Genomic DNA, 15,058 nt, shown 5'->3' on the forward strand with positions numbered 1-15,058 from the left:
AAAATGGCCCTTATAAAGCCCCCCTACAATAAGGACAAGAATACAACTTATATACAACCGGAACACAACCAAATTGTAGGGGGCAAATGAAAATGAAAGTATCCAAAATTTACGCAGCAACCGTACTCGCTGCATCTCTTGCGCTTGGCGCGGTAGCCGCACCGGCAGCAAGCTTCGCTGCACCTGCTGCGGTATCGCAGAAGAAAGTGCAAGGCGTATTCACGCAAGCAAGCGTTGAACGCACGTCTGACGGCAAGCTGAAAATTCACTGGAACTCCAATGCAGACCTTGGCGCCGCAAAAATCCTGTGGAGCACTTCGCCCGACAACATCGCCAAAAACGGCAAGCAGCTGAAGCGCATCAATGCGAGCTATAACGGCTATGTCACAGCGGATCCGAAGCCGGGCTCCCGCTTGTATTTCTACATTAAGACAAGCAGCGGCGCGACCGTAACGGTTGCGGAGCGCAAAGTAAATCTGCAGGGCGCATACAACTTCCGCGACCTCGGCGGTTACAAAACAACCGACGGCAAAACCGTAAAATGGGGCAAGCTGTTCCGCGGCGAAGAGCTTGGGCATTTGACGGACGCGGACATCAAGACCATTCAGGAAATGGGCATCAAAACAAACGTGGACTACCGTACGGATGCAGAGGTTAAGGCTCTTGCGGATCCGGTAATCCCGGGTATCACTAATATCCGCACGGATGCCGGGAATGCAGGTTCGGCAGCGGATCTGAACTCCATGATTGCTTCCGGCCTGATGAAGGATGAAGCTAGCGCGGTTGCCATGATGGCTGGCTTTAACAAACAAATGGTCGACTCTCCGAAGTTCTACGTCCAATTGATGGAGCTGCTTAACGACCCTAACCATATCGGTCTCGTTCAGCACTGCACAGCCGGTAAAGACCGTACGGGCCTGGGCTCCGCGATCATTCTTCTGACGCTTGGCGTAGACGAGAAGACGGTTATGGATGACTACCTCTTGAGCAACGTATACCGTGAGGAAGCGAACAAGAAGGCGATTGAAGCCGTTAAAGCTCAGGTGAAGGATGAGAATGTTGTCGCGGCGATTACGGCTTTGATGGGCGTTCAGAAGGAATTCCTGCAAGCGGCCATTGACGAGATGAAGGCAAAATACGGCTCGATCGACAATTTCCTTGAAAAAGGCCTTGGCATTACGAAACAAGAACGCGCGAAGCTGAAAGCGATGTACACGGAATAATAAGAATCGATCGCTGGCCTTTTACGGCCGGCGGTCTTTTTTTTATGGCGGAGCGAAAGAAAAGGGTATAATAAGGAAAAAAGAGATTGGAGAACAAAAGATGACGGACCATAAAACAACCGCGGGTTGGAACCTAGACAATAGCTATGCTGATCTGCCGGACTTATTATATACGAAGCAAAATCCTGTCCCCGTGCGCGCTCCCGGGTTAATCAAGTTAAACGAACCGCTGGCGGCGGAGCTGGGGCTTCATGCCGATGCGCTGCGCGGAAGCGAAGGTGTTCAGGTGTTTGCGGGCAATCAGATTCCCGAAGGCGCGGAGCCTCTTGCCCAGGCTTATGCCGGACACCAATTCGCTTATTTCAACCGGCTTGGCGATGGCCGCGCCGTGCTGCTTGGCGAGCAGGTTACTCCGCAAGGAGAGAGAGTCGACATTCAGTTGAAGGGCTCCGGAAGGACGCCTTATTCCCGCGGCGGCGACGGACGAGCGGCGCTGGGGCCCATGCTTCGGGAGTATATCATTAGCGAAGCCATGCATGGCCTTGGCATTCCGACAACCCGCAGCCTTGCGGTTGTGACGACGGGCGAAGAGATTGTGCGCGAAAGCCTGCTCCCTGGCGCGATTTTGACCCGGGTTGCCGCAAGTCATATCCGTGTTGGTACCTTCCAGTTCGCAGCCCAATGGGGGAAGCTCGAGGAGCTTCAAGCGTTGGCGGATTACGCGATAAAGAGGCATTACCCGGATATGGAGGACGGCGACAACCGGTATGTCAGCTTCTTCAGGGAAGTTGTTAAACGCCAGGCGGCGCTGATTGCGAAATGGCAGCTGGTTGGTTTTATCCACGGGGTTATGAACACGGATAATATGGCGATCAGCGGAGAAACGATAGATTACGGGCCATGCGCGTTTCTGGATACGTATGATCCGGCTACGGTTTTCAGCTCCATTGACCGGGAAGGCCGCTATGCGTTTGGCAATCAGCCGTCTATCGGTGCATGGAACCTCGCCAGACTTGCTGAAGCCTTGCTTCCGCTAATGGACGAGGATGAAGAAGGAGCTATTGAGCTGGCTCAGGATGCGTTGTCGGATTACAGCGAGCTGTTCCAGCAATACTGGCTGCAAGGCATGCGCGCGAAGCTGGGGATCTTTAACGAGGAGCCGGAGGATGAGGCGCTGGTTGAAGCGTTTGTGCTGCTGATGCAGCGGAATCAGGCGGATTACACTAATACGTTCCGGGCTTTATCCATGGATAAGGCTGAGGATACTATGCTGCATGGTACGGCGGAGTTTGCGGAATGGCAGCAGCAATGGCAGGCGAGACTAGGACGGCAAGCGGAGTCCAAAGAAGAAGCTCTCCGTCTGATGCGGAGCAGCAATCCGGCGGTTATTCCCCGCAATCACCGGGTAGAGGAAGCGCTGGAGGCGGCGGAACAGGGAGATCTGTGCGTATTGGATAATCTGCTTGCCGCGCTTGCGAACCCGTATGCCTATTCGGGCGAGCAAGAGGCGTACGCCGCCCTTCCGGAACAATCGCCGCGTCCGTACCGGACGTTCTGCGGAACTTAAGGTGATAGGAGATTTATGCCATGAAATACGAATTGGGCCGCTGCTTGCTGCAGGAGCGATTGGAGGAGCGGGGGATGAGCCGCGAGGCATTAGCCGGAGAGTTGCGGTATAAGCCGGAGCGGCTGGCCGACTATATCGAGAATAAGCGGTTAATGCCGTTAAAGACCGCGATCTCCATTGCGGACACGGTTGGTTGCTCGGTTAATGAGCTGTATGAATTATTGCCGGCAGAAAGCGGGAGACACAGATGACGGATAAAAATATCGCGATTGCCTTGTACCGGCCGCATGCCGGCAAGGAGCAAGCGCTTCATGAGATCGTTAGGGAGCATGGACCGGCTCTGAAGCGGGAGGGACTGATTACGGACCTGCCGCTGCTTCAGCTTAAAGCGGAGGACGGGACCGTTATTGAAATTTTCGAATGGAAATCCGAGGAAGCTAAAAGGCAGGCGCATAGCTCTCCTGTCATTTGGCCGATCTGGGAGCGTATGATGGCTGTCGCGGAAATGACGGGGCTTGGATCGCTCAAGGAAGCCGCCCAGCCGTTTCCGAATTTCAGGAGGCTGGAGCTATAGCAGTCAGCGCTTGGCTGAGCTTAACGATGCGCCGCATCGTTAAGCTCGCGGCATCATATCGGGGGTTGCGAACGAGTGATGCGGGCATAAGACCCTGGCAGGGTCTTATCGGGCGAAAGTAAGGTAACAATAGTCATGATAAGACCCTTAGAGGGTCTTATTGGCTTAGGTTGGGCTGGAAATGTGAGTGTTGCGGGCGTGCGGCGTTGGGATAAGACCCTTGCAGGGTCTTATCAGGCGAAAGCGGAGTAATAGTAGTCATTATAAGACCCTGAGAGGGTCTTATTTGCTTAGGTTGGGCTGGAAATGCGAGTGATGCGGGCGTGCGGCGTTGGGATAAGACCCTGGCAGGGTCTTATCGGGCGAAAGTGGAGTAATATTAGTCATTATAAGACGCTGCAAGGGTCTTATTTGCTTAGGTCGAGCTGGGAGTGTGAGTGTTGCGGGCGTGCGGCGTTGGGATAAGACCCTGGCAGGGTCTATCTGGCGAAAACGAGTAATATTAGTCATTATAAGACCCTGAGAGGGTCTTATTTGCTTAGGTTGGGCTGGAAATGCGAGTGATGCGGGCGCGAGGCGTTGGGATAAGACCCTGGCAGGGTCTTATCGGGCGAAACGAGTAATATTAGTCATTATAAGACCCTGCAAGGGTCTTATTTGCTTAGGTTGGGCTGGAAATGTGAGTGTTGCGGGCGTGCGGCGTTGGGATAAGACTCTGGCAGGGTCTTATCGGGCGAAAGTGGAGTAGTAGTAGTCATTATAAGACCCTGAGAGGGTCTTATTTGCTTACGTTGGGCTGGGAATGTAAGTGTTGCGGGAGTGCTGTGTTGGGATAAGACCCTGGCAGGGTCTTATCTGGCGAAAACGAGTAATATTAGTCATTATAAGATCCTGGCAGGGTCTTATCGGGCGAAAACGAGGTAATATTAGTGATGATAAGACCCTGAGAGGGTCTTATTTGCTTAGGTTGGGCTGGAAATGTAAGTGCTGCGGGCGTGCGGCGTTGGGATAAGACCCTGGCAGGGTCTTATCGGGCGACAACGAGTAATATTAGTCATTATAAGACCCTGCCAGGGTCTTATTTGCTTAGGTTGGCGGAAAGTGTGAGTGTTGCGGGCGTGCGGCGGCCAAGCTTAACGATGTGCCGCATCGTTAAGGCAGCTGGGAGGCGGGTAAAAGGACTGCTTAACGATGCGCGACATCGTTAAGGAAAGAGAAAAGCCGTCAAAATGAGCGAATCCGGCTGAATTGGGCGAGCTTAACGATGTGCCGCATCGTTAAGGCAGCTGGAAGGCGGGAAAAAGCAGTGCTTAACGATGCGCGACATCGTTAAGGAAAGAGAAAAGCCGTCAAAAGGAGCGAATCCGGCTGAATTGGCGAAGCTAAACGATGCGCCGCATCGTGAAGGAAGCTGGGAGGCGGGAAAGCTGGCCGCGATTACGAAAAAAGGCACGGGGTATACCAGAACGTTCGAGATAATAACGAAATCCCCCGCTTTCAAAATGGTATCTCATGCAAGATTACCAGCTTGCCGCGGGGGATTCAAAAGGGCTATAAAAAGATAATTCCGGCTGCTCCCGCCGCCGCGATCACGGTTAACGGGTGCAGCTTGTATTTGAACAAAAGCCATAGGCAGCCTGCGCAGATCAGCAGCGTAAACCCGGTCGTCCAGGTGTAGCTGCCCGGCTTGTCGAAGCCGCCGAAATGAAGCGCCGCATAAAAAATTAATCCGGTAACGACGGGCCGCAGGCCATAAAAGAGAGATTTCATCGTCTTATTATTCCGAAGCTTGAAGAAGAAGGCCGACAGCAAGATTACGACCAGCAGCGAAGGGAGGACAATCCCCACACAGGCAGCAATCGCACCGGCTATACCCGCTGTATCGTAGCCGATTAACGTTACGGCATTGGTGGCGATTGGCCCCGGCGCCATGCCGGCAAGGGAGACGGCCTTCTGAAATTCGGCGGTTGTCATCCATCCGTGCGAGATCACCTTGGTCTGAATCATCGGAATAACGGAATAACCGCCGCCAAACGAGATAAATCCAATTTTGAAGAAAGTCAGGAATAAGTCCCAGATCATACGTAACTCTCCCTTGCGCTTATCAAATATAATACTCCGGATACATCAGCTCTTGGCTGCTGGAGGATGGGTTTTCCGTATTGGCTTGTTTGCCTGTTTTCTCTTTGACCCGAACCATGCCGATACCAACCAGAACACCTGCTGCAACGATAAATAGCGGAGTAAGCGGAAGCGCGAGCAGAATGAGAAGCGCGAGGACCAGCATAACTAACGTAGTCTTGTCAAAGATGGCAGCCTTGGCCATCCGGTACGCGGACATTGCGATCAGCGCCACAACTGCGCCGTGAATTCCCTTCAGGGCAGCCACAACCTTGGGATTGTCTTGAAACTTAAGATAAAAAAGGCTAAGCGTGATGATAATAATAAAGGTTGGCAGCGTTACGCCAATAACCGCCATAGCCGCTCCCGGTATGCCGGCTTTCCGGTACCCGATGAAGGCTGCGGCATTGACGCCAACGCCTCCCGGAGCGGATCCGGCTAACGATACGACATCAGCAAGTTCTTTCTCGGCAATCCAATTACGCTTATTAACGACCTCACGTTCAATGACGGGCAGCATGGCATAACCGCCGCCAAAGGTGGAAGGGCCGATCCGTACAAACACCCAGAATAGCTGTGCCAAAAAATAGAGTCGTTCTTTCCAGTTTGTCTGCATGTAAACTCTCTCCTTTTTGACTCCTATATAGCTATTATAGCAACTTAAATTCATTTTGAATTAAAGTTCTTTTAATTTGGATTATAAGAAATGCTTATACCGATAAAAACAAGCGGATAACCCTTAGTGCTCTGTTTAGTTTTGTTCAAAATTGAATAAAGTGGAGAAAACCAATCGGCATAGCCCCTATTCTTGATCTGGGGTATAATTGCTGATAGCAACGACAATCTACCCGGAAAGGATGAAACGATGAGTCATTCTCTGCGTTCCGTCCCCTCGCATAAACAGCTTATTTACGATTACATCGCTAATCTTGGACCAATTGCAAAAGCGGAGCTGCTGGAAGCCCATGATATTACGAGCAGCACAATGACCCGTCTATTGGACGATATGGCCAAGGAAGGGCTTATCCTCGTTACCGGATTAGGTCCGTCGAAGGGTGGCAGAAAACCGCTTCTCTATCAGATTAATCCCGATTACGGATATATATTTGGCCTCGAAATCTCCAGGTTCACTTCAACGCTTGGTTTATTTGACATGAATATGAATCAGAAGTCCGTTGTCCGGTGGCGGATGGACGAGACGATGACGCCCGAGCGCCTGGTTGCCCATACGGTCGGTATGATGCTTGCTTTTAAGAAGGATCATGCCCTAACGCAAAGCCGTATTCTGGGGCTGGGAATCGGGGCGGTAGGACCGCTTGACCGCAGCAGCGGGGTTATTATTAATCCTCAGTATTTTCCGGCTAAGGGCTGGGAGCAGGTTCCGATCTGCGCGATGTTCGAGAAGGCCGCGGGGCTGCCGACCTTGCTTGAGAATGGAGCTAATACGGCTCTGGTTGGAGAGCATTGGTCTATGAGGCAAGATAACGTGGAGCATGCGTTGTACGTCTCCGCGGGGATCAGCTTGCGATCGGCCATGATGTCCCATGGTCAAATCGTGTACGGAAAGGTAGACATGGAGGGCTCCATCGGACAAATGATTATCGATGTGGATGGCCCTCGGCTGGAGGAATCCGGCAACTATGGCTCCCTCGAAACCTTTGCTTCGGTTCAAGCGCTGGAAAGACAGGTGCGGACGAGGCTGAAGGTTGGAGGAGGCTTATTATTAAATAACGTTGCACCGGAAAAAGTAAACCTGGACACGATTACGGAGGGGTTAAACGCCGGCGATCCTTTTATACGGGAGATATTCCGGCAATCCGCCTCTTATTTCGGAGTAGGGCTGGCGAATCTGATCAATACGTTCCACCCGGAGCTGATTATTCTAGGCGGGGCTCTGATTAGCGCCAATCCGATGTATTATCGTGTAGCGACGGAGGTAGCGGTTAAGAAGACGTATTACGGCGAAGCGTATATCCCGCAATTTTCGATGGGCCGATTAAAGGAAGACGCGGTTGTGACGGGCGCCGCATTAATGGTAAGAAGCCGCATGAAATTATGAGCAAATACCCAAGCCATTCCATACTTACCTACTTATAATACATAAGCGGTTAAGTATGCTTGGGGAGGGGAAGCGCGTGAAAATGTATAGCCGGGGCAAAAAAGAATCCGTACCGCTGCTGATGTACCTGCCTCAGAAGCAGTCGGGTTTTCTAAGCCCCCCTAGTCGCATAGAACAGTCAGTGAAACCAAAGAAACAGCAGAAAAAAGCGGTGAAGCCAAGCGTTCCGAGGACAACGGCAGCCGCTGCCGTAACCGTAGCTCCGCAACAACGCTACAAACAACCGGCAAGGAAGCTACGGAAAAGGAAATTGCAGCCGCTGCCGCAATGGCTGGATATGCTCGACGATGAGATCGGGCAAGAATCCGATTATGACATGGAAGAGCTGCCTGAGGCCGAGTTTATAGAGGATCCTGCTCCTTCCATTACTCCGCCTTCGGCCGAAGTCCAGGTCTCGCAACTGGCTGCAGCGGCTCCAACGCCAACTCCTGCTCCAACACCGGTCCTAGTACCAACTCCAACAGCAGCTCAAACGCCATCTCCAGTCCCAGTGCCTGCCCAAACAGCAACTGAAACACCAGCTCCAGCCCCAGTGCCAACTCAAACAGCAGCTCAAACACCAGCCCCAGAGCCAGTACCAGTACCTATTCAAACAGCAACTCAAACACCAGACCCAGTGCCAACTCAAACAGCAACTCAAACACCAGTCCCAGTGCCAACTCCAACAGCAGCTCAATCCCCAGCTCCAACAGTAGCTCCAACAACAACTCCAATGCCGGCTCCCGCTGAGGACAAAACTCCAACAGCAATGAGGAACAATCAGCTGTTTGTCTCTTTGTCAGAGAAGGGACAGATCCTGGTTATCGACGGGGAGACGGATACCGTCGCCGATACGATTCCGTTGCCGTCTGCCGGCTCCGTTAAGGGGATAGCTCTTAACCCGGTGACGAACCGGATTTATGCAATTAACAGCGGCAAGCATCAGCTTATAGTACTGGATGGGAGCACGAAGGAAGCGGTAGCCGTTGTACCGGTAAGCCCGTTTCCGTCGCTCGCAGCCGTTAACGTGAAGACCAACCGGGTCTATATTACAAGCTCGCTTCTTAATACCGTGGATGTTCTGGATGGGGAAGCCAACCATCTTATCGATTCCGTTGGCGTAGGCAACATTCCTGCCGGAATCGTTATTAATGCCGATACGAATCGGATTTACGTAGCAAACGGCAGCCCGGATCATGATATTTCGGTTATAGACGGATACACCCATACAAGGCTGTTCCCGGATATTCCTGTCGGACATGAGCCGGGCCTTGCGGGTATTCACGAGGACGCGAATCTCATCTATGTGCCGAATTTCTTAAGCGATAGCTTGAGCGTTATTTATGGCGGGACCAACACGGTCTTGAAAACAATAACGGAAGGGATCGGCAAAAATCCTTATGCTGCCGGAGTAGATACCTTCGCCAATCTGGTGTATGTCTCGAATTCCGGAAGCGATACCGTCTCGGTTATTGATGCATCCAAACACAAGGTTATTGAGACTATTCCGGTAGGAAGCTGCCCGAAGGCGGTGGCCGTTCATACAAAGACCAACCGGATCTATGTAGCGGTAAGCAACGGGATAACCGTCATTGACGGAGAGACCTTTGAGGTGACGAACAAGATTGATACAGACGCCAGCCCAAGCGGTATGGCTCTTCATGAATAAAAGCGAAAGCCGGAGCACACTCCAAATGGAGTATGCCCCGGCTTTTCTCATGCCTTTGCTTACCTAGTTGCCGTCGTTTTATAGACCTCACGGATCGCGTCTTCCACGTTAGGCTCTTTGACGCTAATATCCTGAATCGGAAGCTTCTGCGAGAGGGCGGCGATAAGCTCCGAGGCGGAGATGCTTTCCTTTTCGAACTGGTACCAGATTTTCAGCCCTTCCTGCTTGATAACGGTGGCATGCGGAGTGGTGAGATCGTCGGCAGGCTCGTGAAGCTCCACAACCAGCAAGCGGTGAGGAGTAAGCTTATGGATAATGGAGCCGATAGGACCATCCTCTACAAGCTTGCCGTTATTAACGACAATAATTCTACTGCAGAGCTGCTCTACGTCATCAAGATCGTGAGTGGTCAGAATAACGGTAACGCCGCGGGTACGGTTAATCTCCTTAATGAAGTTGCGGATCGCATGCTTCGCGTCGGCATCCAGCCCAATCGTAGGCTCGTCGAGGAACAAGACCGACGGCGAATGCAGCATGGCCGCCGCGATATCGCCGCGCATGCGCTGGCCAAGCGACAGCTGGCGCACCGGCGTATTGATGAATTCCTGCAGCTTCAGCACGTCGGTTAAAATGGCTAGATTGTCGTCGTAGGCTTGTTGATCAATCTGGTAAATCCGGCGCAGCAGCTCAAAGGATTCCCCGAGACGCAAATCCCAATACAGCTGCGTGCGCTGCCCGAATACAACGCCAAGCTTGCGGACGACGGCCTTCCGGTCGGCTTGCGGAGAGATGCCGCATACCTTGATGGAGCCCGAGGTCGGATGGAGGATGCCGGTCAGCATTTTGATGGTGGTGCTTTTGCCGGCGCCATTTGGTCCGATATAGCCGACAATCTCTCCGGGCGCGATGGAGAAGCTGATGCCGTTTACGCCGTTAAATTTCGTTTTTTTCGGGAAAAGAAGACTCTTGATCGAGCCGCGCAGCCCGCTTTCTTTTTTTACGATTATATATTCTTTCACGAGATCCTTAACCTCAATAACGGTTTCCATTCCAGTCAGATCCCCCTATGGTTTAAGAGCCTGCGCTCTCGTAATTTTTCATGCCGAATTTAAAGATGCCGCCCGCAATCAGGAAGCAGATCACGCCCACGAGCGGTGTCCACAGCGCAAAGCTTAGCGGGAGGTCGAGGCCGCCGCTGTCCGCATTCAGAAATTCCGCGGCAGGATAGAAGCTGATGAAGCCGATTGGGATGATGAAGGTGAATAACGCCTGCAGGAAATACGGATACATGCTAAGCGGATACATGGTTGCGCGCTCGAGCATCGTCAGGGCGAAGCCAACCATGGAGCCGTTGCGCTTGGTCCAGAATGCGATCGTTCCAAGACTGGTGAACAGCGCGGCACGGATCAGGATACCGCCGATCAGCACGAGAATCAGCTTGCCGATGTTCGCGAGGGTCCAGTCAAAGCCGGCGATATCGGCCCCATAGAGGAAGATGATAACGCCCGGTATGCAATCGATTAACCCGATAAAATTCACGTAGCTCGCAACGAGCTGGAAGAAAACGTTCATCGGTCGAAGCAGAAGACGGTCGAAGCCGCCGTTGATGACCATATGGTCGATACTCCACGTATTGATGAAGAAGACGACAAAAATGCCGTGGCTGATCAGGCCAAGTCCATACAAAAAGGTAAGCTGCGGGAAATCCCAGCCGTTAAGCGCCTGGAAGCGGTCGACGATAATCTTGAGCATCCAGATGCCGGAGAAGTATTGAATCGGAATCATGAGGAGCCAGCTGAACAGGAACAGCGGATACTCCAGCTGCCGTTGCACGGCGAGACGCGCCCAGCAGGAAGCGACGGAAACATAATGCTTGATCGTAGATACCATAAGGACGTTCTCACCCTCCCTGGATTAACGTTTTTTTCTTCGTGCGCGCCCAACCGGCTGCCAGGATCAGATACAATACCGCGATCCAGACGGCTTGAACAGCCATGGAGGTTAAAGCTTCGGACATGCTTGTGTTGCCGATATAAATGCCGAGCGGAGTCTGGTACGTGTATTGGAACGGAAGAAATTTCGAGACGGTCTGCACCGATTCCGGGAAAAACCACAGCGGCACGATACTGCCGGACAATACGCGGACGATAGCGTCCTTGACATTCCCCATGTTGCCAAGCTCCATCACCCAGAACGCAATCAGTCCGATAAGCGCGCTAAGCAGCCATAGAATGGCGTAGCTTAACAGGCAGCTTGGAAGGAAGAGCAGGAAGCTCCCGAAGGAAGCGGGCCACGGAATGCCAAAAAAGATGGAGGCAAATGCGACTAGCGGAAGCGCCCTGTTTAACAAGGAGCTGAGCATTTCTCCGATATCTTCGGCCAGGTAGCAGGCAAAAAGAGGGATAGGACGGTAGAAGTCGGTCACAATTTGGCCTTCCCGTATTTTGTAATAGATGGTATTCTGTACGTCGCATACGAAGATGGTAGAGATAATGATCGAGAGAATGGTGTAGGTCGTAATATCCTGCAGGCTAAGCGATTCTACCGATCCGGAGCCGCCTTTGTAAGCCGTCTGCCATAAGAATACGGAAGCCAGCATCAGAATAAGATTGGTTGCAACGGAAGTGAACACTTCAAACCGGTAAGTCAGATTAACGAGAAGCTTCATTTTCGTTATGTACCAGTAAGCTTGAAGCATATTAACCCCCTTAAAAGTGACTTGATATGTAAAATATTACAATTACAATGCTCTTATATTAATCGATTTCAATCCCGCAGGCTACGGATATTTTTAATATAGTTATTTATAAGGTTCGGCCTAAAATTGCAGGGGAGGCGTAACGGAAGTGGCAATGATTCTGATCATTCTTATCGTGGCATTTTATTTAACTTTGTTGAACTTTAAACGGTTTAGGAAGCTGGCCAAAGGCTTGAGATGGCTCTTGTATGCTTTAATGCTTTTCCTAATATGCGACGGCATTTATTCCTCTGCGAGGCACTTTAATCCCGATAATGCCGTTAATAGTCTTATTCCCAGCCTCTGCATGGCACTGCTGATTGAAGGAGCGCGATATGTGTTTAGAAAAAGGCGTGACCATGAAAAGAACTGGTCTGTGGATGATTATCCGATCGAATACATTTGCCGGAAAGGAGCGGGCATCCCGTGGGAAGCAAGCGTTAAGGATTGGCAGGAGATGAAGGGAACTGGCGAAGACCGGGAGCAGGCTTACCTGGACCTGGTCAAGAAGTTTAATGCCTTTAAAAACGAAGGGAATCAGCTGCCTGAACCATTAAGTTTAAAAAGGAGATAAGGGATCATGCTAAACCTAAAGATAACCGACAGTGATCTTATAGGAGGCGACCTGGCGTATCTGGATATCGTCTCGCGTTATGCCGCAAGGGGAGTGCTATTCAACGATCATGGACAAGTTGCGATGATGTATATGGCCGAGCTTGATCTCTACAAGCTGCCCGGCGGTGGAATGGAGGAAGGCGAGTCCCCCGAGGATGCTTTTGTACGGGAAATAAAAGAGGAGACCGGTTGCGAAGCGGATGTAATCTGCAGGCTTGGTTTTGTGGAGGAGCATAAGAATCGGAACGGGTTTCTGCAGCATTCGCATTGTTATCTGGCAAAAGCGCGGCATGGCGCGGGTGAGGCTGCTCTCACGGAAGCCGAAGAACAGCTCGGAATGTCCGTTCAATGGCTGTCTGCCACACAAGCGCTGGATATTATGGAAAAAGCAGTGGCGGGCGGCGGCGATAATCACGCCAAGCTTTTTATGCTGATGCGCGACCGGATTATCTGAAAGAAGCTGTGAAGTTCATGGAGAGAGAAGGCTTTTTATAAGCCTTTTTTCCAATATATACTTTATTGAAATTGCCTATGAAGATTATTGTTTTTATATATTATTCAAATAGGCTTCTTGGTTATATGATGGATTAAATATAAAAAAGGGGAGAGGGATTAATGATGAACAAGTCCATCTATGACATTCAGGTTAATGAGATAAATGGGGAGTCTATTCATCTGTCTGCTTTTTACGGCAGGGTTCTTCTAATCGTAAACACAGCAAGCCAATGCGGCTATTCCAAGCAGTTCGAAGGCCTGCAGCATTTGTACGAAAAATATTGGATGCACGGCTTCGAAATACTGGGTTTCCCGTGCAATCAGTTCAACGGCAAAGAGCCCGGGAGCAATGCGGAGGTGGAAGAGCATTGCCGGCGTAATGCCGGAGTAACCTTCTCGCTGTTTGAAAAGGTAGAGATCCGCGGTGAATCCGTTCATCCGCTCTTTCAGTATTTGACGGAGCAGGCGCCTTTCGGGGGCTTTGACGCGGGTAATTCCGATGAGCTGTGGATGAAGAATTTTCTCCAGCAGAATCATCCGGACCTGTATGAAGGCGACGGCGTAAAGTGGAATTTCTCCAAGTTCCTTGTTAACCGGGAAGGTAAGGTTATCGCCCGATTCGAACCTACGACGCAGCCAGCCGATTTGGAACTGGCCATCGAGGAGGCATTATCCTCGGAGCAATAAGTCTAATTATTGCGAAAATAGTAAAGAGGCAGGATAAACATGCGTCCCGGAGAAGTTTCTCTGTAGAAAAATTTGAGGGAGGCATTCGCATTGAGCAAGCTTTTGAAGGTAGCTATGGCGGTTACTGCTGTTTTTGCGCTGCTTATGCAACCGGTCTCGGCTTCGGACAAAACAACCAAATTCAAAGTAACGCTTGTCAGCGTGGAGCTGGTTGAGAATAACCATGTCGGTAACGAGTGGTTGACTAAGGCTTACGTGAACGGCAAGGAAGTACAAAAAAACAAAAGTATCACCCTGAGCTTGAAATCGACGGACAGCATTAAGCTGAAGGCATATGCCGAAGAGCAGGATAAAATTCCCGATAGCAATTCAGCCAATGATACGGTAAAAGCATCTTCTATCACAAAAACCGTCAATAAAGCGTTGAAGGTCGTTGTGACGGAGAACCGCGGCAGGTATTCGGGGAATACGGCCGAGTGGAAGTTTACCTATAAAATCGAAAAGTAATCCGTCAGCCGATGCTTCCCAAGAAGTTTCGGCTTCTATTTTTTAGCGCTCAAACCTTGCCTTAAATTGCTCGTAGTCTCCGTTAAAAACGTTAATATCGACGTACGAGTCGATGCCTGGGATAAGACCCCGGTTGTTGTATTGCCAGAATAACCAGCTGCGGTCACCTCGTAAACGCGGATGCTTGACGATATCCCTGATCCAGATTTCGTAATCCTTGAAGCTGCCTGCTATATAGGTATTAAAGGTATCGTAAGTGACATACAAGATAGGCTTCTGCTTATAATGCTCCTCCAGATGGCTGGAGAGGATGGTCAGTTCCCGCTGAATGAGGGCGACATCCTTATCAAGAGCAATCTCGATATCGATAACAGGCGGGAGATTGGCGGACTCATTGGGTACCTCTTCGATAAAATGCGCCGCCTGCTGGGCGCCGGTGCTCTGCGTCGTGAAAAAATGATAAGCGCCGGTCCTCATCCCTTGGCTTCTGGCTTGCTCCCAATTCGATTTGAAGTCCTTATCCGTCATATCCTTTCCTTCGGTTGCCTTGATATAGACGAACCGCCATTTGCCGCTGCCGGCAACCTTGCCCCAATCAATCTCGCCCTGATAGTGGGACACATCGATTCCCCGAATCTTGTATTTAGACGCGAACAGGTTGTTATGCCAAATGATGCCCTTATATTCCAATACACCGGCGATCACGAAGATCAGCAGTATACATGCGGTGCTTATCTGCCATCTTTTTAGCTTCATAGCCACCTA

General features: G+C 51.0%; 16 protein-coding genes. 10 read left to right on the top strand and 6 right to left on the bottom strand.

Going from position 1 to position 15,058, the window contains the following annotated elements; all coding sequences use genetic code 11:
• Positions 1-92 precede the first annotated feature (92 nt).
• From ACR9FF_RS03355 to ACR9FF_RS03370, 4 genes are all read left to right on the top strand, one after another.
• Complete coding sequence (locus ACR9FF_RS03355) at positions 93-1,223, top strand: tyrosine-protein phosphatase (protein ID WP_435168996.1); 1,131 nt, start codon at positions 93-95, stop codon at positions 1,221-1,223.
• Positions 1,224-1,323: 100 nt separating this feature from the next.
• A complete protein-coding gene (locus ACR9FF_RS03360) occupies positions 1,324-2,790 on the top strand; it encodes a protein adenylyltransferase SelO (protein WP_435168998.1) in 1,467 nt (488 codons plus the stop codon).
• A 20-nt stretch (positions 2,791-2,810) separates the two neighbouring features.
• Positions 2,811-3,041, top strand: a complete 231-nt coding sequence (locus ACR9FF_RS03365; RefSeq protein WP_435169000.1) for a helix-turn-helix domain-containing protein — start codon at positions 2,811-2,813, stop codon at positions 3,039-3,041.
• Positions 3,038-3,364 carry a hypothetical protein gene (locus ACR9FF_RS03370; RefSeq protein WP_435169002.1) on the top strand — a complete coding sequence of 109 codons (327 nt, stop codon included), beginning with the start codon at positions 3,038-3,040 and terminating at the stop codon, positions 3,362-3,364. Before ACR9FF_RS03365 ends, ACR9FF_RS03370 begins: the two co-directional genes overlap by 4 nt.
• Before the next feature lie 1,551 nt (positions 3,365-4,915).
• Here the strand turns inward: ACR9FF_RS03370 and ACR9FF_RS03375 are convergent.
• Complete coding sequence (locus ACR9FF_RS03375) at positions 4,916-5,446, bottom strand: chromate transporter (RefSeq protein ID WP_127498139.1); 531 nt, start codon at positions 5,444-5,446, stop codon at positions 4,916-4,918.
• A 22-nt stretch (positions 5,447-5,468) separates the two neighbouring features.
• A complete protein-coding gene (locus ACR9FF_RS03380; RefSeq protein WP_435169004.1) occupies positions 5,469-6,101 on the bottom strand; it encodes a chromate transporter in 633 nt (210 codons plus the stop codon).
• 249 nt (positions 6,102-6,350) lie between these two features.
• Here ACR9FF_RS03380 and ACR9FF_RS03385 point away from each other — a divergent pair, with 249 nt between their 5' ends.
• Both ACR9FF_RS03385 and ACR9FF_RS03390 read left to right on the top strand, forming a co-directional pair.
• Positions 6,351-7,544 carry an ROK family transcriptional regulator gene (locus ACR9FF_RS03385; RefSeq protein WP_435169006.1) on the top strand — a complete coding sequence of 398 codons (1,194 nt, stop codon included), beginning with the start codon at positions 6,351-6,353 and terminating at the stop codon, positions 7,542-7,544.
• 82 nt (positions 7,545-7,626) lie between these two features.
• Entirely contained in the window at positions 7,627-9,252 is a 1,626-nt protein-coding gene (locus ACR9FF_RS03390) for a hypothetical protein (RefSeq protein WP_435172025.1), read from the top strand.
• A gap of 59 nt (positions 9,253-9,311) precedes the next feature.
• Here ACR9FF_RS03390 and ACR9FF_RS03395 read toward each other — a convergent pair whose 3' ends face one another.
• The 3 genes from ACR9FF_RS03395 to ACR9FF_RS03405 are packed head-to-tail and all read right to left on the bottom strand — an operon-like array spanning position 9,312 to position 11,950.
• Positions 9,312-10,301, bottom strand: coding sequence for an ABC transporter ATP-binding protein (locus tag ACR9FF_RS03395; protein ID WP_317982312.1), 990 nt, complete (start codon positions 10,299-10,301; stop codon positions 9,312-9,314).
• A 22-nt stretch (positions 10,302-10,323) separates the two neighbouring features.
• Positions 10,324-11,142, bottom strand: coding sequence for an ABC transporter permease (locus ACR9FF_RS03400; RefSeq protein WP_435169008.1), 819 nt, complete (start codon positions 11,140-11,142; stop codon positions 10,324-10,326).
• Between the two features lie 10 nt (positions 11,143-11,152).
• Positions 11,153-11,950, bottom strand: coding sequence for an ABC transporter permease (locus ACR9FF_RS03405; protein WP_435169010.1), 798 nt, complete (start codon positions 11,948-11,950; stop codon positions 11,153-11,155).
• 376 nt (positions 11,951-12,326) lie between these two features.
• Between ACR9FF_RS03405 and ACR9FF_RS03410 the strand changes: the two genes are divergently transcribed.
• From ACR9FF_RS03410 to ACR9FF_RS03425, 4 genes are all read left to right on the top strand, one after another.
• A complete protein-coding gene (locus tag ACR9FF_RS03410) occupies positions 12,327-12,563 on the top strand; it encodes a hypothetical protein (protein ID WP_435169012.1) in 237 nt (78 codons plus the stop codon).
• 6 nt (positions 12,564-12,569) lie between these two features.
• The gene (locus ACR9FF_RS03415; protein ID WP_435169014.1) at positions 12,570-13,058 is read left to right on the top strand and encodes an NUDIX hydrolase; all 489 of its coding nucleotides are present in this window, start codon (positions 12,570-12,572) and stop codon (positions 13,056-13,058) included.
• A gap of 164 nt (positions 13,059-13,222) precedes the next feature.
• On the top strand, positions 13,223-13,786 hold the full coding sequence (locus tag ACR9FF_RS03420; RefSeq protein WP_435172026.1) for a glutathione peroxidase: 564 nt from the start codon (positions 13,223-13,225) through the stop codon (positions 13,784-13,786).
• Between the two features lie 90 nt (positions 13,787-13,876).
• Positions 13,877-14,293, top strand: a complete 417-nt coding sequence (locus ACR9FF_RS03425) for a hypothetical protein (RefSeq protein ID WP_127498158.1) — start codon at positions 13,877-13,879, stop codon at positions 14,291-14,293.
• A 42-nt stretch (positions 14,294-14,335) separates the two neighbouring features.
• Here ACR9FF_RS03425 and ACR9FF_RS03430 read toward each other — a convergent pair whose 3' ends face one another.
• Positions 14,336-15,049: a glycoside hydrolase family 25 protein gene (locus ACR9FF_RS03430; RefSeq protein WP_435169017.1), complete on the bottom strand. Its 714-nt coding sequence runs from the start codon at positions 15,047-15,049 to the stop codon at positions 14,336-14,338.
• Positions 15,050-15,058: the final 9 nt, after the last annotated feature.

This window comes from Paenibacillus glycanilyticus, assembly GCF_051200795.1.
Lineage (GTDB): Bacteria > Bacillota > Bacilli > Paenibacillales > Paenibacillaceae > Pristimantibacillus > Pristimantibacillus glycanilyticus.